We start from the raw sequence: 17453 nt of genomic DNA on the forward strand, positions 1-17453 counted from the left end.
CTTAGTTGAGTGCGGCTACCAGGCAGTGCAGTTCGACGTACCGGCCCTCGAGTTGCAGGCTGCTGCCTTCGTAGGGCTGGGGCATGACGATGCAGCGCGGCGCATTGTGCTTGAGGATGCCGCCCCAGTGGGCGACCCTGGCGCCCGCCTGGCGGCGGATCGCCTCCACCGTGGCGCTGCTGGCGAGGATGCGGGCTTGCGGAAAGGCGTGCTGCAGCACGCCCAGGCCGAAATACGCTTGCGGTTCGGCCATGCTGATATAGATGGTGGTCAGGCGCTTGCCGCTGGCGGCGATGGTGTGCGCTAACTACGCCGCATCGTCGCGCAGGAACTGGGCATTGACGAGGATGGCATCGGCCACGCCGCTCAGCAGCAGCGAAGTCGACGGCGCGCGGCCCAGCACATCCAGATGAAAGGTGTCCGGCGTGCGGAGGGGGCGGGCGGCGCGTGCAAGCAAATTATTCTTTCGATATCAGATACTCTGCCGCATATTATCCTTTCGACCAGTCGGGGGAAATAGGGTAGATTGCAATACTTAGTTGCATGAATCGAACGAATCAAGGGAGGGCCGCAGATGGACCGCATCACCGCCGCACAAGTGTTTGTCGCCATCGCCGAGCGCGGCAGCATGGTGGCCGCCAGCGAAGCGCTCGACATGTCGCGCGCCATGGTGACGCGCTACCTGGCCGAGATGGAGCAGTGGGCGGGGGCGCGCTTGCTGCATCGCACCACGCGCCGCCTGAGCCTCACGGATGCGGGCGAGGCCACCCTGGCGCGCTGCCGGCAGATGCTGGAGGTGGCCGGCGCCATGGCCGTCACATCGCCCGAAGGCGCCGATACGCCGCACGGTCTGCTGCGCATCACCTGTTCGCAATCCCTGGCGCAGACGGCATTGGCCGGCGCAGTGACCGCTTACCTGCGGCGCTATCCGCGCGCCGCCGTCGACCTGCAGATGGAGAACCGCGCCGTCAACCTGGTGGAGCAGCGCATCGACCTGGCGATCCGCATCACGAACGCGCTCGAGCCGAACCTGATCGCGCGCCAGCTGGCCAGCTGCGCTTCGGTGGTGTGCGCCGCACCATCGTACCTGGCCGCGCACGGCACGCCGCGCCGGGCGGAAGACCTGGCCCTGCATAATTGCCTGACCTATACGTATTTCGGCAAGAGCCTGTGGCAGTTCACGCACGACGGGGAAGCGCTTACTGTCCCCGTCAGCGGCCGCCTGTCGGCGAATGAGTCGCTGGTGCTGCTGGTGGCCACGGTGGCGGGGGCGGGCATCGCCATGCAGCCGCGCTATTCGGCCGCGCCGCTGATCGCCAGCGGGCAACTGGTGGAGCTCCTGCCTGCGTATCAGCCGCAGGACATGGGCATCTACGGCATCTATACCTCGCGCCAGCACATGTCGCCCTTGCTGCGGACCATGCTTGATTTCCTGGTGGAATGGTTTGCCGGCGATCCCGATTGGCTGGCGGCCATCGCGGCGGCGCCGTTGCCAGGCAGACCAGTTGGGCGCAAGCGGCACGCCGGCGGGGGCGGGGAGGTGCCGTAAGCACAACAATAACAGGCTGGCAAGCCCGGGAAAATCAGCAACACAGCTTACATTTGCTTGCCAAATAAAATTCAACTAGCGGTTGTTGCGTTACAATACCGCGTGCTATTCTAAATGACGGTATGAAGAATGCTGGCGCAATAAAAAAGCCCTTCCCCCACAACTTGATGTGCAATCCGCTAACCGGTCAGGCCGTGTCGCGGAAGGTTAGATTAACCCGCTAATCTCGCGAAGCGCGAAGAAAGGTGAGCAATATGATGCAACAATTTACGTCCAACTCCTACCTGTTCGGTGGGAATGCTCCGTACGTGGAAGATCTGTACGAAGCGTATCTCAATAACCCAGGTTCGGTACCGGACAACTGGCGCGCCTATTTCGACGCGATGCAGCACGTGCCTGCAGTCGACGGCACCAACAAGCCTGACGTGGCGCATGCCTCCGTCGTCGCCTCGTTCGCCGAGCGCGCAAAAGCAGGCCCGATCCGCACAGTGACCGCTTCCTTCGATGCCGAAATGGGCCGCAAGCGTGTTGCTGCTACGCAACTGATCGCCGCTTACCGCTACCTCGGTTCGCACTGGGCCAACCTGGACCCGCTGCAACGCCAGGAACGTCCGATGATCCCCGAGCTGGAGCCGAGCTTCTACGGTTTCACCGATGCGGACATGGACACCGTGTTCAACATCAGCAATACCTATTTTGGCCCCGAGACCGCCACCCTGCGCGATCTGCTCAACTATCTGCGCGATACCTACACGCGTTCGATCGGTGCCGAATTCATGTACATCTCCGATCCGGCCGAAAAGCGCTGGCTGCAAGAGAAACTGGAAGCGATCCGCTCCACCCCGAATTTCACCCCGGAGAAAAAAATCCACATCCTCGACCGCCTGACTGCGGCGGAAGGCCTGGAACGCTATCTGCACACCCGCTACGTGGGCCAGAAGCGCTTCTCCCTGGAAGGCGGCGAAACGTTCATCGCCTCGATGGATGAAACCATCCAGCGCGCCGGCGAAAAAGGCGTGCAGGAAATCGTCATCGGCATGGCCCACCGCGGCCGCCTGAACGTGCTGGTCAACACCCTGGGCAAGGCACCGCAGGAACTGTTCGAAGAATTCGAAGGCAAGCACGGCGACGACCTGCCTGCCGGCGACGTGAAGTACCATCAAGGCTTCTCGTCGGACATCTCCACCGCAGGCGGCCCGGTCCACCTGTCGCTGGCGTTCAACCCGTCGCACCTGGAAATCGTCAACCCTGTGGTCGAAGGTTCCGTCAAGGCCCGCATGGACCGCCGCGGCGACGTGCACGGCGCGCAAGTGCTGCCTATCCTGGTGCACGGCGATGCCGCTTTCGCCGGCCAGGGCGTGGTCATGGAAACGCTGAATCTGGCGCAAACCCGCGGCTACGGCACGGGCGGCACGGTGCATATCGTGATCAACAACCAGATCGGTTTCACCACCTCGGACCCGCGCGACTCGCGCTCGACCCTGTACTGCTCGGACGTCGTCAAGATGATCGAAGCACCGGTCCTGCACATCAACGCCGATGATCCGGAAGCCGTGGTGCTGGCGACGCAGATCGCGCTCGACTACCGCATGGAATTCAAGAAGGACATTGTCCTCGACATCATCTGCTACCGCAAGCTGGGCCACAACGAGCAGGATACGCCAGCACTGACGCAGCCGCTGATGTACAAGCGCATCGGCCAGCATCCAGGCACCCGCAAGCTGTACGCGGACAAACTGGTCGCGCAAGGCGTGATCCCTGCCGATGGCGGCGACAAGATGGTGGCCGCTTTCCGCGACGCCATGGACGCCGGCAAGCACACCGTCGATCCGGTCATCTCGAACTTCAAGAACAAGTACGCGGTCGACTGGCTGCCGTTCCTGAACAAGAAATGGACCGATTCGGCCGACACGGCCGTGCCGATGACGGAACTGAAACGCCTGGCCGCGCGCATCACCACCGTGCCGGAGCAATTCAAGGTCCACTCGCTGGTGGAAAAAGTCCTGGGCGACCGCGCCACCATGGGCCGCGGCGAAATGAACCTGGACTGGGGCATGGGCGAACACCTGGCCTACGCATCGCTGGTATCGTCCGGCTACGCCATCCGCCTGACGGGCCAGGACGCCGGCCGCGGCACCTTCGTGCACCGCCACGCCGTGCTGCATGATCAGAACCGCGAGCGTTGGGACGCAGGTACCTATATTCCGCTGCAAAACGTGTCGGACAACCAGGCGCCGTTCACCGTCATCGACTCGGTGCTGTCCGAAGAGGCCGTACTGGCCTTCGAATACGGCTACTCGACCGCCGAACCGAACACCCTGACGATCTGGGAAGCCCAGTTCGGCGACTTCGCCAACGGCGCGCAAGTGGTGATCGACCAGTTCATCAGCTCCGGCGAAGTGAAGTGGGGCCGCGCTTCGGGCCTGGTCATGATGCTGCCGCACGGTTACGAAGGCCAGGGTCCCGAGCACTCGTCCGCGCGTCCGGAACGCTTCCTGCAGCTGTGCGCAGACAACAACATGCAAGTGGTGCAGCCGACGACGGCTTCGCAGATCTTCCATCTGCTGCGCCGCCAGATGGTGCGCCAGTTCCGCAAGCCGCTGGTCATCCTGACGCCGAAGTCGCTGTTGCGCAACAAGGATGCCGGTTCGCCGCTGACCGACCTGGCCAAGGGCGGTTTCCAGACCGTCATCGGCGAAGTCGACGACAAAATCGATGCCAAGAAGGTCAAGCGCGTCATCGCCTGCTCGGGCAAGGTCTACTACGACCTGGTCAACGCACGCAAGACACGCGGCCAGACCGACACGGCCATCGTGCGCCTGGAACAGCTGTATCCGTTCCCGCACAAGTCGTTTGCTGCTGAACTGAAGAAGTTCCCGAACCTGGTCGAAGTCGTATGGACCCAGGACGAGCCGCAAAACCAGGGCGCCTGGTTCCAGATCCAGCACAACATCTTCGAAGGCCTGGAATCGGGTCAGCGTCTGGCGTACGCCGGCCGTCCTGCTTCGGCGTCGCCTGCTGTCGGTTACTATGACAAGCACTACGCCCAGCAAAAAGACCTGCTGGAAACGGCATTTTCGAAGCTGAAGGGCTTTATCCTGACCAAGTAAGCGGCAGGATAAGGGGCGCTGCGCGGTTTGCGCGGCGCCCGACCAGTATATGATGACGGAGCGCCGCCCTTGCTACGCAGGGACGGCGCCGCAATAACAAAATAAACGGAGTTTTACATGGCACAAATCGAAGTCAAAGTTCCCCAGTTGTCGGAATCGGTTGCAGAAGCGACCCTGCTGGCATGGCACAAGAAAGTCGGCGAGCCAGTCGCGCGCGACGAAAACATGATCGATATCGAAACCGACAAAGTCGTGCTGGAACTGCCAGCGCCTGCCGCCGGCGTGATCGTGCAGATCATCAAGGATAACGGCGCCACCGTCGTGGCCGGCGAAGTCATCGCCATCATCGACACCGACGGCTCGGCCAAGGTCAGCCCGATGGAAGTGTCGGCCGTTGCCGCACCCGCCCTGGCTGCCGCTGCACAAGACGCTTCGACCGCTTCGGCTCCTGCCGCTGCAAGCAAAGGCGATGTCGCCATGCCTGCCGCCGCCAAGATCCTGTCCGAAAAAGGCCTGTCCGCTGGCGACGTCGCCGGTTCCGGCAAAGATGGCCGCGTGACCAAGGGCGACGCCCTGGCCGCTTCCGCCAAGCCTGCCGTTGCGCCGCTGGCGCCAGCCGCTGCCAAGCCAGCGCTGCAGCAAGTGGCCACGCCGGCCGCCGCCAACCTGGGCGACCGTCCGGAAGAGCGCGTGCCGATGAGCCGCCTGCGCGCACGTATCGCCGAGCGCCTGCTGCAATCGCAATCGACGAACGCCATCCTGACCACGTTCAATGAAGTGAACATGCAGCCGGTCATCGACCTGCGCAACAAGTACAAGGACAAGTTCGAGAAAGAGCACGGCGTCAAGCTGGGCTTCATGTCCTTCTTCGTCAAGGCCGCCGTCGCTGCCCTGAAAAAGTACCCGATCATCAATGCTTCCGTTGACGGCAACGACATCGTTTACCACGGCTACTTCGACATCGGCATCGCCGTCGGTTCGCCACGCGGCCTGGTCGTGCCTATCATTCGCAATGCGGACCAGCTGTCGATCGCCGACATCGAGAAAAAAATCGGTGAATTCGGCGCGAAAGCCAAGGAAGGCAAGCTGACCCTGGACGACCTGACGGGCGGCACGTTCTCGATCTCGAACGGCGGCACCTTCGGCTCCATGCTGTCGACCCCGATCATCAACCCGCCGCAATCGGCCATCCTGGGCGTGCATGCGACCAAGGACCGCGCCGTTGTCGAAAACGGCCAGATCGTGGTGCGTCCGATGAACTACCTGGCCATGTCCTACGACCACCGCATCATCGATGGCCGCGAAGCCGTCCTGGGCCTGGTGGCGATGAAAGAAGCGCTGGAAGATCCTGCACGCCTGCTGCTGGACCTGTAAGCACCGTAGTCCCCCGGCTTAGCCGCCGGGGCAATGTAGTTGATACCCCTTGCCAGAAGACGCAGCTGGCTGATCTCAATGAAAGAGGATTCCTATGAACGTCTCTGAAGAAATCAAGCGTCTGCACGAGTTGCACCTGGCGGGCGCCCTGAGCGACGCGGAATTCGCGCAAGCGAAAGCCAAGCTCCTGAGCAATATCAACCTGGACAAGCCGGACGGCACGTCCGGTGCCGCCGCCGGCCCCGCGAACGACCTGGTGCAGGAATTCAACCGCCTGCGCCGTTCGCGCAACGACCGCTGGCTCGGCGGCGTGTGCGGCGGCCTGGGCCGCGCTTCCGGCATGGAAGCGTGGATCTGGCGCCTCGTCTTCGTCCTGTTTACATTGACCTTCGGCTTCGGCGTGGTGATTTACCTTCTATTGTGGATTTTCGTACCAGACGAAGAGATTGGAATAACAAAACATGAGTACTAAACAATTTGACGTAGTTGTCATCGGTGCGGGCCCTGGCGGCTACATCGCCGCCATCCGCGCAGCGCAGCTGGGCTTTTCCGTCGCCTGCGTCGACGAGTGGTCGAACGCCAAGGGCGGCGCCGCTCCTGGCGGTACCTGCACCAACGTGGGCTGCATCCCGTCGAAAGCGCTGCTGCAATCGTCCGAGCATTTCGAACACGCGGGCCACAGCTTCGCCGAGCACGGCATCGATGTCGCCGGCCTGAAGCTGAACCTGGGCCAGATGCTCAAGCGTAAAGACACGGTCGTCAAGCAAAACAACGACGGCATCCTGTACCTGTTCAAGAAGAACAAGATCGCCTTCTTCCACGGCCGCGCCGCTTTCGCTGCCGCCGCCGCTGGCGCGTATGAAATCAGCGTGACGGGCGAAGCCAACGAAACCTTGTCGGCCAAGCACGTGGTCATCGCCACGGGTTCGAACGCGCGCGAACTGCCGGGCGCACCATTCGACGAGAAACTGATCCTGTCGAACACGGGCGCACTGGCCATCGATGCCGTACCAGCCAAGCTGGGCGTCATCGGCGCCGGCGTGATCGGCCTGGAAATGGGCAGCGTCTGGCGCCGCCTGGGTTCCGACGTCACCGTGCTGGAAGGCCTGCCGGTCTTCCTGGGCGCCGTGGACGAGCAGATCGCCAAGGAAGCGTCGAAGCTGTTCACCAAGCAAGGCTTGAAGATCAACCTCGGTTGCAAGATCGGTGCGATCACGCCAGGCAAGAAAGACGTCACCGTGGAATTCGTGGACGCCAAGGGCGAAGCGCAAAAAGCCGTGTTCGATAAACTGATCATCTCGATCGGCCGTACGCCGAACACGAATGGCCTGGGCGCCGACAAGGTCGGCCTGCAGCTGGACGAGCGCGGCTTCATCGCCGTCGACGGCGACTGCAAGACCAACCTGCCGAACGTGTGGGCAGTGGGCGACGTCGTGCGCGGCCCGATGCTGGCGCACAAGGCGGAAGAAGAAGGCGTTGCCGTGGCCGAGCGTATCGCCGGCCAGCACGGTCACACCAACTTCAACACGATTCCCTGGGTGATCTACACCTCGCCGGAAATCGCGTGGGTCGGCAAGACCGAGCAAACCCTGAAGGCGGAAGGCATCGCCTACAAGGCCGGCACCTTCCCGTTCATGGCCAACGGCCGTGCGCGCGCGCTGGGCGACACCTCGGGCATGGTGAAATTCCTGGCCGATGCGACCACCGATGAAATCCTCGGCGTGCACATCGTCGGCCCGATGGCGTCCGAACTGATTTCCGAAGCCGTCGTGGCGATGGAATTCAAGGCGTCGGCCGAAGACATCGCGCGCATCTGCCACGCCCACCCATCCTTGTCGGAAGCGACCAAGGAAGCGGCACTGGCCGTCGATAAGCGTACGCTGAACTTCTAAGCGCTACAGTACTTCGCAGCGGGCCGGCAAAGCAGTTTCTGCCTTGCCGGCCCGTTTGCGCTATGTCAAGAATCCCTGTTGAATCGAATCCCATGAACGTTGAAGAGTTTTACCAGCACGCGTTGCAGAAGCGCGATTTCAAGGCCGATGCCGCCCAGCGGCGCGCGGTCGACCGCCTGCAGCTGTGCTATGACGAGTGGGTGGCCTACAAGGGCCAGCGCTCGAGTACCTTCAAGCGCCTGCTCAACCGTCCCGCCGTGCCGAAGGGCGTGTACATGTGGGGTGGGGTGGGGCGCGGTAAATCGTTCCTGATGGATAGTTTTTACTCGGTCGTGCCCCTGGTGCGCAAGACGCGACTGCATTTCCACGAATTCATGCGCGGCGTGCACCAGCAGCTCGATGAATTGAAAGGCGTGGCCGACCCGCTCGACGAGGTGGCCAAGCGCATCGCCAAGAAATACCGTTTGATCTGCTTCGATGAATTCCACGTCTCGGACATCGCCGACGCGATGATCCTGTACAACCTGCTGTCGGCCCTGTTCGCCAATGGCGTGTCCTTCATCATGACCTCGAATTACGATCCGGACCTGCTGTATCCGGACGGCCTGCACCGCGACCGCATGCTGCCGACCATCGCGCTGCTGAAGGAAAAGCTCGACGTGCTGAACGTCGACGCGGGCGTCGATTACCGGGGCCGCGCGCTGGAACAGGTGGAAAGCTACTACACGCCGCTGGGCGCGGCCACCGACAAGGCTTTGCGCGACGCTTATACGCGCATCGCCGAGACGGCCGACGAAGACGCCCGCATCCGCATCGAAAGCCGCGAAATCCATTGCCTGCGCCGCGCCGGCGGCATCATCTGGTTCGATTTCGCCACCCTGTGCGGCGGCCCCCGCTCGCAAAATGACTACCTGGAAATCGCCAGCCGCTTCCACACGGTGATATTGTCCGGGATACCGGCCATGTCGGCGGCGCAGTCGTCCGAGGCGCGCCGCTTTACCTGGCTGATCGACGTGTTCTATGATCAGAAGGTCAAGCTGATCATGTCGGCCGAAGTGGCGCCGGACCAGCTGTACACGAACGGCATGCTGGCCAACGAGTTTCACCGTACCGTTTCGCGTATCATCGAGATGCAATCGCGCGAATACATGGAAAAAGAACAGCGCGGCGCGGCCGACGCGATCGTTTGAGGCAGGGATAATGAAGATGATGGCAAATACGATGTACAAGCTGGGAGCGGCGCTGGGCCTGGCCCTGGCATTGTCCGCCTGCGCGCACCAGGGTGTCGCGGCACTGGACGAGGTGGGCGTACCGCAGGTGCCCGCCACCTTGTCGGTGGAAGAAGCGGACGCCAAGCTGAAACAGTCGGCCAGCGAGCGCGAGGCGGCGGAAAACGAGTTTGCCGCGCGCGAGCTGGAATGCTACAGCAAGTTTTTCGTGAATAACTGCCTGGACACGGCCAAGGAAAAGCGCCGCCTGATCCTCGTGCGCCTGCGCGCCATCGATGCGGAAGCGAACTACTTCAAGCGGGCCGAGTCCGTGCGCCTGCGCGATATCGACCTGGCGCGCACGCAGGAAGATGCGCGCCTGGACGCCGAACAGCGGGCCGCGGCCGTGCCCAAGCCCGTGAAAGTGGTCGCGCCCGAGCCGGAACCGCCCAAGCCGCAAGGCAAGAGCGTGGCCGAGCGCGAGGCGGAGCACGCGGCGAAGGTGGCGAAACAGGCTGCCGACGATGCGGCCGAAGCGCCGCGCCGCGCGGCCCGCGAAGCAGCCTATGCGCGCAAGCAGGCCGACGCCGCGGCGCGCCAGAAGCGGGTGGCGCAACGCCTGGCCGAGCGCCAGGCCGAAGCGCAGGCCAAGGCTGCCAAGGCGGCAGCGGAGGCTGCCGGCACGCCGGCCGCTGCCGTACCTGTTCCAGTGCCCGTGCCGCCGGCCAAATAAGACGGCCGCGCAGGGGGCATGCCGGAAATGGCGTGCCCTAACGCGCGCGGCAGGTTAAACTATGCACTTGCCGGTGATGCCGGCCCCATGGCTGCCTGCGTACGCTGCGCGCGCCTGTTTCCCAACACTGTTACCAACACTGCCTGGAACGCAACACATGAGCGATGCACAGCATATAGAGCGGCGCCTGATTGAACTCAACGTGGAACACCGTGACCTCGATGCCGTCATCGAGTTGCTGATACTCGATGGTCACCATGACGAGCTGCAACTGCGCCGCCTGAAAAAGCGCAAATTGCAATTGAAGGATCACATCACCTTGCTGAAAATGCAGTTGGTGCCCGACGTTCCCGCCTGAGGGGCGCCAGCAGCGCCCAGTCCAGTCTTCACCTAAGTATATTTTGACCGATCACAATTTATTGCCCGCAAGCCCAGATGGCCAGCCTGCCGCTCTGCCAGCCGACGTGCCAGCCGAACCCCAGGCCGCCCCTGGCAAGCACGATGCCGACATCGAACGCCTGTTCGGCGCCGGCGGCCCGCTCGGTCCCGCCGTGGGCAGCTACAAGCCGCGCCGTTCGCAAACGGAGATGGCCAAGGCCATCGCCAGCGCCATCGACAGCCAGACGACCCTGATCGCCGAGGCGGGCACGGGCACGGGCAAGACCTTTGCCTACCTGGTGCCGGCCCTGATGTGGGGCGGCAAGACCATTGTTTCCACCGGTACCAAGAACTTGCAGGACCAGCTGTTCCTGCGCGATATCCCCACCGTGCGCGCGGCGCTGCAGGCGCCCGTTTCCGTCGCCTTGCTGAAGGGCCGCTCGAACTACGTCTGCCACTATCACCTGGAACGCACCCTGCAGAACGGCCGCATGACGTCGCGCGACGACGTGGGCCATTTGCGCGAAATCTCGCGCTTCATCAAGATGACGAGCTCGGGCGACAAGGCGGAACTGGCCAAGGTGCCGGAAAACGCCATGATCTGGAACCTGGTGACGTCCACGCGCGACACCTGCATGGGCGCCGAGTGCCAGTATTACCAGGATTGCTTCGTCATGAAGGCCCGCAAGGAGGCGCAGCAGGCCGACGTGGTGGTGGTCAACCACCACTTGTTCTTTGCCGACGTGGCCCTGAAGGATACGGGCGTGGCGGAATTGCTGCCGTCGGCCAATACCATCATCTTCGATGAGGCGCACCAGCTGCCCGATACGGCCACTTTATTCTTTGGCAACACGGTGTCCACGTCGCAAATCCTGGAACTGTGCCGCGACGTGCTGGCCGAGGGCCTCGCGCATGCGCGCGGCATCGACTGGGCCAAGACCGTCACGGTGGTGGAAAAGGCGGCGCGCGACCTGCGCCTGACCTTCCCGCAGGATATCGTGCGCCTGTCCTTGCCGCAAATCGCCCCGTCGAGCGACTTCTTTCCCGCGCTCGATACGCTCAAGGATGAGCTTGACGGCATGGTGGCCGTGCTGGAAACCCAGGCGGAACGGGCGGAAACGCTGGAACAGTGCCGCGTGCGCGGCGTCGAACTGGCGCAGCAGCTGAGCGGCTGGAAGTTCGACCCGAAGGCGAAAGTGGCGGCCGGCGAAGAAGCCGTGTTCTGGGTGGAAGCGTTTTCCAGCTCCCTGCAATTGCATAAAACGCCGCTGTCGATCGCACCCATCTTCAACAACCAGCGCGAAGGCACGCCGCGCAGCTGGATCTTCACGTCCGCCACCCTGGCCGTGAAGAACGATTTCAAGCACTTTTCCGAGCAGATGGGCTTGACGGGCGAACCGTCGCATACCTGGCCGAGTCCGTTCGACTATGGCCAGCAGGGCTTGCTGTTCGTGCCGCAAAACCTGCCGCAGCCGAACTCGCTGGGCTACACGGATGCCGTCATCGACTGCGCCTTGCCCATCATCGAGGCGGCGGGCGGGCGTACCTTCTTCCTGTGCACCACCTTGCGCGCCGTCAAGCGGGCGGCAGAACGCCTGGCCGACGAATTCAAGCAGCGGGGCCTGAACTTCCCCCTGTTCGTGCAGGGCGACCGGGGCCGCACGGAATTGCTGGACCAGTTCCGCGCCGCCGGCAATGGCGTGCTGATCGGCAGCCAGAGCTTCTGGGAAGGCGTCGACGTGCGCGGCGATGCGCTCTCGCTGGTGATCATCGACAAGCTGCCGTTCGCGCCGCCCGACGATCCCGTGCTGGCCGCGCGCATCGAAGTGATGGAAAAGCAGGGCAAGAACGGTTTCATGCACCATTCGCTGCCGGAAGCCATCATCAACCTGAAGCAGGGCGCGGGCCGCCTGATCCGCGACGAGGGCGACCGGGGCGTGCTGATGATCTGCGACCCCCGCCTCATTTCCAAGCCGTATGGCAAGCGCATCTGGCAAAGCCTGCCGCCCTTCAAGCGCACGCGCGATACCGCTGAAGTGGTGGAGTTCTTCCGCAACCTGCCCGCCAGGGGCGCTTAAGTCCTCGCTTGAGTCCAGCCTGCCGGCGCCATCCGCGTGCCGGCTTATTTCCCTTTGTTATCAATTGCATGGCGTTGTTCGCGCGGCGCCTGCCTGCGCGCCCGGCATGCCAGAAATGGGCGTGATCGCGCCAGTTTCCGGCATTTTTCCGCCTCTCCAGGACGCCAGACACATCTTTGCGCCAGCGCAAACAGGCTTGTTGCCGAGCGGTCTACAGTGAGCTCATGCCTTGCAGGGTCAAGGCGCGGCAATGGCAGCGCCGCACGGGGAACAGGGGGATGCCATGGAGATCCGCTACGGCTGTTTCTTGAGCTATGCACACGGCCAATATGCGTTCATGAACAAGTTCAAGAATGATCTTATCGAGGCGCTGGCCTGCTACCTAGAGCCGCACCTGGACCGCGAGGAAGTCCTGTTCATCGACAGCGAACAGCTGGGCGGCGGCGACGATATCGACCTGCGCGTGGCGCGCGCCATGTGCCAGAGCGTCTGCATGATCGTGCTGTACACGCCCAAATATGAAGCGCACGGCTACACGCGGCGCGAATTTGCCGCCATGCAGCTGATCGAGCAGGAACGGCGCGCCTGGTATGAGCTGCCCAGCCACCTGATCATCCCCATCATCATGACGCGCCACCCGGACGGCTTGCCGCCGCAGATCACGGAGTCGGGGCTGTACGTGGATTTCTCCGGCTATACCCTGGCCAGCGGCGACCTGAAGTCGAATCCCCAATACCTGCCCGATATCGAACGCATCGTGCAGCGTATCGCCACGCACTACCACTTGCTCAAGCGGTCGACGCCGCCCGGCCACGATTGCAGCCGCTTCGTGCTGCCCGATATTCCACCGGAATGGCGCGCCATTCCGCCTCCTCACTTTCCACGTTAATCACGTAAAAGGTCCTGTCATGGAATGCCAACGCCTCTCCCTGCCACCTTTGAGCGCCCCTGGCGAAGTCGTCACCTTCTATTCCTACAAGGGCGGTACCGGCCGCACCATGGCCCTGTCGAACATCGCCGTGCTGCTGGCGCGGCGCGAAAACGCCAGCGTGCCCGTGCTGATGCTGGACTGGGACATGGAAGCGCCGGGCCTGCACCATTATTTCGAACAGCACGAGGAACGGCCGGGCGTGCTCGAGTTCTTCGAAGCATGCCGCCAGCAGCTTGAACGCATCGGCCTGGAAACGGCGGGCGCGCGCGCCGGCGGACGCGAGGATGCGGCGCTGGCCCAGCGCGTGCTCGACGCCATCGACTGGCAGCAATACGTGGTGCGCGTCGACCAGGGCAGTCCGCTGTACCTGATGCGCGCGGGGCGTTTCGACGCCAGCTACAGCGAGCGCCTGGCGCAGATGCGCTGGGATCAATTGTTCGACACGTGCCCGGCCCTGTTCCGCTGCTTCGCCGATACCCTGGCCCAGCATTTCCGCTATGTGCTGGTCGATTCGCGCACGGGCCGCACGGACAGCGCGGGCATCTGCACCACCTTGCTGCCGAAAAAGCTGGTGGTGGTCTTCACGCCGAACCGGCAAAGCCTGGAGGGCGTCGATGCGCTCGTCACGCGGGCCATCGAGTATCGCCGCAGCCACGAGGACGAACAGCGTCCGCTGCTCGTCTACCCCTTGCCGTCGCGCATAGAAATGGGCGATGGCGCGCAGCGCGCCGAGTGGCGCCGCGGCGACGCGCACAAGGGCATCGCCGGCTTCCAGCCCATGTTCGAGCGCCTGCTGCGCACGTCCTATGGCTTGTCGCAGATCGCCCTCGACAGCTATTTCGACGAAGTCCAGTTGCAGCAGACGAAAACCTTTGCCTATGGCGAACAGCTGGCCGTGCGCATCGACCAGGGCGGCGACCGCTTTTCCCTCACGCGCACCTTCGAAGCCTTTCTGCACTGGCTGACGGGCGGCTATTTTCCATGGCAATCGAGCCGTGAAATCGCCTTGCTGGGCGCCATCGGCGAGGCGCGCCAGGCCCTGCTGCTGGAACCGGGCCGCGCCGTGGCCCTGCCGCTGGCGCGCGACCTGGCCCGCCTGGGCGAGCTGTACCGCAAGGACGGGCGCAGCGCGCAGGCGCTCGATGCCTTCCGCCAGAGCGTCGAGATCCGCGTGCGCCTGCTGGGCGAGGAGCATCCGGACAGCCTCGCATGCAAGAGCGGCATGGCGCGCCTGCTGCGCCAGCTGGGCAAGCTCGACGAAGCCCGTTTCCTGGAAGAGGACGTGGTCGACGTGCGCGAGCGCGTGCTGGGCGGCGAACATCCCGATACCCTGGCCGCGCGGGCTTGCCTGGCGCAAACCCTGCTGCTGCAGGGGGAACTGGCGGCAGCCCTGCTGCTGCAGGACACGGTGCTGGCCACCTACGCGCGCCAGCTGGGCGGCGAACATCCGCTGACCCTGGAAGCGATGGATGGCCGCGCCGCCACCCTGCTGCGCATGGGCCGGCTGGCGCAGGCGCAGCAAGTGCTGGCGACGGTGGTGGCGGCGCGCGAGCGCCTGTTCGGCGCCGAGCATGGCGACACCTTGCGCAGCAAGCTGGCCCTGGCGCAGGCGCTGGGACGCGAAGGCGACCTGGAAGGCGCGCGGCGCCTGCTTGCTGCCGTCCTGCAGGCGCAGGAGCGGCGCCTGGGCAGCGACCATGCGGCCACCCTGGCCACGCGCGATTTGCTGGCCGATATCGTGGCCGGGCAGGGCGACTGGGCCGGCGCGCGCCAGCTGCATGAAGACCAGGTGGCGGCGCGCGAGCGCACGCGGGGGCTGGACCATCCGGAAACCCTGATGAGCCAGCGCAAGCTGGCCGAGGCTCTGCTGCGGCGCGGCGAACTCGATGCGGCGCGCAGCGTGCAGGAGCAGGTGCTGGAAGTGCATGCGCGCCTGCTGGGCGAAGACCACCTCGACACCTTGCACAGCAAGACGCAATTGGCCGGCACCCTGCAGCAGCAGGGCGACAGCGAGGCGGCGCGCCTGCTGGAAGACGCCGTGCTGAGCGGCAGCGACCGGCTGTTGAACGCGCCCGTCACGGGACATGCGGACAGCGTGCTGGACGGCGCGCGGCATTTGCAGGAAACCATCCTGGCCGGCCGCGCCAGCGGACACGACGCAGCCGAGCCCGATACCCTGGCCAGCATGATTTCAATGTTGCAAGGCATGATAGAGCGCGAACAGTATCCGCAGGCGGGCGAACTGGCCGAGCATCTGAAGTCCTGTTTGCTGCGTCCGGGCGTGCCGGGCAAGCTGCGCCGGCGCGGCATGGCGCAGCTGAAAAGGATGTATAAACTGCAAGGCGACCTGAATGCCTTGCTGGCCTTGCAGGAGGATGAAGTGCAGGCGCTGGAAGGGGCCTTGTCCGAGGCGCGCACCGAGCAGCGCTGACCTTGCGCGCCATGCCTGTGCGATGGCACAAATAATGCCGTCAATCGGCGTGCGGCACGCGCAGTGTTGGCATTGCTTCAGGTAAAATCTCGTTATGAGAATTCTTATCAGTAACGACGACGGTTACCTGGCGCCAGGCTTGGCAGCACTGGCCGACGCGCTCGCGCCCATTGCCGACATCGTCGTGGTGGCGCCCGACAGCAACCGCTCGGGCGCGTCCAATTCGCTGTCCCTGGACCGGCCCTTGTCCGTGCACAAGGCAGCCAACGGCTTTTATTTCGTCAATGGCACACCCAGCGACTGCGTGCATGTGGCGTTGACGGGCATGCTCATCGAGCGCCCCGACCTGGTGGTTTCCGGCATCAACAACGGCCCCAACATGGGCGACGACACCCTGTATTCGGGCACGGTGGCCGCCGCCACGGAAGGCTATCTGTTCGGCATTCCCGCCATCGCCTTTTCCCAGTCGCAGTTCGGCTGGGCCAACCTGGACGCGGCTGCCCGCGTGGCCAGGGACATCGTCGAGCGCCAGTTTGACGCCTTGCAGAAACCGTATCTGCTGAACGTGAATATCCCGGCGATTCCTTATGAGCAGATGCAAGGCATGGCGGCCACGCGCCTGGGCAAGCGCCATTCGGCGGAGCCGGTGATACGCGCGCTCGATCCCCGCGGCCGTGAAATCTTCTGGATCGGCCCCGCCGGCGCTGCCAAGGAAGGGGGGCCGGGCACGGACTTCCATGCTGTTGAACATGGGAAAGTGTCGATCACGCCGCTGCAGATCGACCTGACCCATACCACCCAACTCGATGCGCTGGCACAAGGCCTGGCATGAGCGCTCACGATGACCGACAACCATGACCGATAAGCCGCGCACCTTCCCCCTGTCCCTCGATTCGCTGGCCGGCAAGCCCGCCAGGCAGGGCGGGGGGCAGTCGCTGGCGCAGTCGCGCATCGCCACGCCGCAGACGGCCACGCAGAATGCGGCGCAAAGCGCGGCCCGCGGCGGGGCGCCGCACCATGGCGCCGCGCCCATCGCGCCATCGCGCGCCCAGGCCATCGCCAATGAACGGGCGCAGCCGGCCACGGCATCGCCGCCGCGGCAAAACCCGCTCGTCTCGGACGCCGTGCGCCGGGCCATGGTGGCGCGCATCGCGAAACAGGGCGTCAAGGACCCGGTGGTGCTGGACGCCATGCAAGCCGTGCCGCGCCACATGTTCATGGACGAGGCGCTGGCTTCGCAGGCGTATATCGACGCTTCCTTGCCCATCGGCCACCACCAGACCATTTCGCAGCCGTATATCGTGGCGCGCATGATCGAAGTGATGCGCCAGGGCGGCAGCCTGCAGCGCGTGCTGGAAATCGGCACGGGCTGCGGTTACCAGGCGGCGGTGCTGTCGCTGGTGGCAAAAGAGGTGTATTCGATCGAGCGCATCCGGCCCCTGCACGAGCTGGCGAAGGCGAATCTGCGCCCGCTGCGCGTGTCGAATCTGCGCTTGCAGTACGGAGATGGTATGCTTGGCCTGCCGCAGGCGGCGCCCTTCGACGGGATCATCCTTGCCGCAGCCGGCCTGGAAGTCCCGCAAGCCCTGCTGGAACAGCTGGCGCCCGGCGGGCGTCTGGTTGCGCCGGTGGGGGCTAAATTGCAACACTTACAACTCATTACCCGGGTGGGGAAAATGGAATGGACCAGCCAGACCCTGGAAGATTGCCATTTCGTGCCTTTGCGCCCGGGCACCATATGATCCCCGGATCAGCTAGCAAGCAGGACC

The 17453-nt window shown here is 64.0% G+C and carries 15 protein-coding genes; 13 read left to right on the forward strand and 2 right to left on the reverse strand.

What is annotated here, in order from left to right; genetic code table 11:
* Position 1 precedes the first annotated feature (1 nt).
* Both GCN74_RS21390 and GCN74_RS28880 read right to left on the reverse strand, forming a co-directional pair.
* On the reverse strand, positions 2-253 hold the full coding sequence (locus GCN74_RS21390; RefSeq protein ID WP_152258541.1) for a hypothetical protein: 252 nt from the start codon (positions 251-253) through the stop codon (positions 2-4).
* 54 nt (positions 254-307) lie between these two features.
* Positions 308-457, reverse strand: a complete 150-nt coding sequence (locus GCN74_RS28880) for a hypothetical protein (RefSeq protein WP_193317192.1) — start codon at positions 455-457, stop codon at positions 308-310.
* Between the two features lie 117 nt (positions 458-574).
* On the opposite strand from GCN74_RS28880, the gene GCN74_RS21395 reads away from it, so the two are divergent.
* From GCN74_RS21395 to GCN74_RS21455, 13 genes are all read left to right on the forward strand, one after another.
* Positions 575-1549, forward strand: coding sequence for a LysR family transcriptional regulator (locus GCN74_RS21395; RefSeq protein ID WP_152258542.1), 975 nt, complete (start codon positions 575-577; stop codon positions 1547-1549).
* Between the two features lie 254 nt (positions 1550-1803).
* A complete protein-coding gene (locus GCN74_RS21400) occupies positions 1804-4659 on the forward strand; it encodes a 2-oxoglutarate dehydrogenase E1 component (protein WP_152258543.1) in 2856 nt (951 codons plus the stop codon).
* Positions 4660-4776: 117 nt separating this feature from the next.
* The gene (gene odhB, locus GCN74_RS21405) at positions 4777-6033 is read left to right on the forward strand and encodes a 2-oxoglutarate dehydrogenase complex dihydrolipoyllysine-residue succinyltransferase (protein ID WP_152258544.1); all 1257 of its coding nucleotides are present in this window, start codon (positions 4777-4779) and stop codon (positions 6031-6033) included.
* Positions 6034-6127: 94 nt separating this feature from the next.
* A complete protein-coding gene (locus GCN74_RS21410; protein ID WP_152258545.1) occupies positions 6128-6505 on the forward strand; it encodes a PspC domain-containing protein in 378 nt (125 codons plus the stop codon).
* Positions 6495-7925: a dihydrolipoyl dehydrogenase gene (gene lpdA, locus GCN74_RS21415; RefSeq protein ID WP_035820749.1), complete on the forward strand. Its 1431-nt coding sequence runs from the start codon at positions 6495-6497 to the stop codon at positions 7923-7925. Before GCN74_RS21410 ends, lpdA begins: the two co-directional genes overlap by 11 nt.
* Before the next feature lie 92 nt (positions 7926-8017).
* Positions 8018-9115 (forward strand): cell division protein ZapE, encoded by a 1098-nt coding sequence (zapE, locus tag GCN74_RS21420; protein WP_152258546.1) that lies wholly within the window; start codon positions 8018-8020, stop codon positions 9113-9115.
* A 16-nt stretch (positions 9116-9131) separates the two neighbouring features.
* Positions 9132-9866 (forward strand): hypothetical protein, encoded by a 735-nt coding sequence (locus GCN74_RS21425; protein WP_226939152.1) that lies wholly within the window; start codon positions 9132-9134, stop codon positions 9864-9866.
* 157 nt (positions 9867-10023) lie between these two features.
* Positions 10024-10224: a YdcH family protein gene (locus GCN74_RS21430; protein ID WP_010399897.1), complete on the forward strand. Its 201-nt coding sequence runs from the start codon at positions 10024-10026 to the stop codon at positions 10222-10224.
* A 43-nt stretch (positions 10225-10267) separates the two neighbouring features.
* Entirely contained in the window at positions 10268-12322 is a 2055-nt protein-coding gene (locus GCN74_RS21435; RefSeq protein ID WP_413541557.1) for an ATP-dependent DNA helicase, read from the forward strand.
* Between the two features lie 283 nt (positions 12323-12605).
* Positions 12606-13211, forward strand: coding sequence for a toll/interleukin-1 receptor domain-containing protein (locus GCN74_RS21440; protein WP_034752049.1), 606 nt, complete (start codon positions 12606-12608; stop codon positions 13209-13211).
* A 19-nt stretch (positions 13212-13230) separates the two neighbouring features.
* Positions 13231-15684: a tetratricopeptide repeat protein gene (locus GCN74_RS21445; protein WP_193317193.1), complete on the forward strand. Its 2454-nt coding sequence runs from the start codon at positions 13231-13233 to the stop codon at positions 15682-15684.
* A gap of 94 nt (positions 15685-15778) precedes the next feature.
* Positions 15779-16516: a 5'/3'-nucleotidase SurE gene (surE, locus tag GCN74_RS21450; RefSeq protein ID WP_152258548.1), complete on the forward strand. Its 738-nt coding sequence runs from the start codon at positions 15779-15781 to the stop codon at positions 16514-16516.
* Positions 16517-16538: 22 nt separating this feature from the next.
* Entirely contained in the window at positions 16539-17426 is an 888-nt protein-coding gene (locus tag GCN74_RS21455; protein ID WP_152258549.1) for a protein-L-isoaspartate(D-aspartate) O-methyltransferase, read from the forward strand.
* The last annotated feature ends 27 nt before the right edge of the window (positions 17427-17453 follow it).

The organism is Janthinobacterium sp. FT14W (assembly GCF_009208755.1).
In the GTDB taxonomy this organism is placed as follows: domain Bacteria; phylum Pseudomonadota; class Gammaproteobacteria; order Burkholderiales; family Burkholderiaceae_D; genus Janthinobacterium; species Janthinobacterium violaceinigrum.

Bases quoted from the DNA above. Each gene is read 5' to 3' on its own strand.
- GCN74_RS21390 (WP_152258541.1), bottom strand. From the start codon at position 253: ATGGCCGAACCGCAAGCGTATTTCGGCCTGGGCGTGCTGCAGCACGCC.
- GCN74_RS21395 (WP_152258542.1), top strand. From the start codon at position 575: ATGGACCGCATCACCGCCGCACAAGTGTTTGTCGCCATCGCCGAGCGC.
- GCN74_RS21400 (WP_152258543.1), top strand. From the start codon at position 1,804: ATGATGCAACAATTTACGTCCAACTCCTACCTGTTCGGTGGGAATGCT.
- odhB (WP_152258544.1), top strand. From the start codon at position 4,777: ATGGCACAAATCGAAGTCAAAGTTCCCCAGTTGTCGGAATCGGTTGCA.
- GCN74_RS21410 (WP_152258545.1), top strand. From the start codon at position 6,128: ATGAACGTCTCTGAAGAAATCAAGCGTCTGCACGAGTTGCACCTGGCG.
- lpdA (WP_035820749.1), top strand. From the start codon at position 6,495: ATGAGTACTAAACAATTTGACGTAGTTGTCATCGGTGCGGGCCCTGGC.
- zapE (WP_152258546.1), top strand. From the start codon at position 8,018: ATGAACGTTGAAGAGTTTTACCAGCACGCGTTGCAGAAGCGCGATTTC.
- GCN74_RS21425 (WP_226939152.1), top strand. From the start codon at position 9,132: ATGATGGCAAATACGATGTACAAGCTGGGAGCGGCGCTGGGCCTGGCC.
- GCN74_RS21430 (WP_010399897.1), top strand. From the start codon at position 10,024: ATGAGCGATGCACAGCATATAGAGCGGCGCCTGATTGAACTCAACGTG.
- GCN74_RS21440 (WP_034752049.1), top strand. From the start codon at position 12,606: ATGGAGATCCGCTACGGCTGTTTCTTGAGCTATGCACACGGCCAATAT.
- GCN74_RS21445 (WP_193317193.1), top strand. From the start codon at position 13,231: ATGGAATGCCAACGCCTCTCCCTGCCACCTTTGAGCGCCCCTGGCGAA.
- surE (WP_152258548.1), top strand. From the start codon at position 15,779: ATGAGAATTCTTATCAGTAACGACGACGGTTACCTGGCGCCAGGCTTG.
- GCN74_RS21455 (WP_152258549.1), top strand. From the start codon at position 16,539: ATGACCGATAAGCCGCGCACCTTCCCCCTGTCCCTCGATTCGCTGGCC.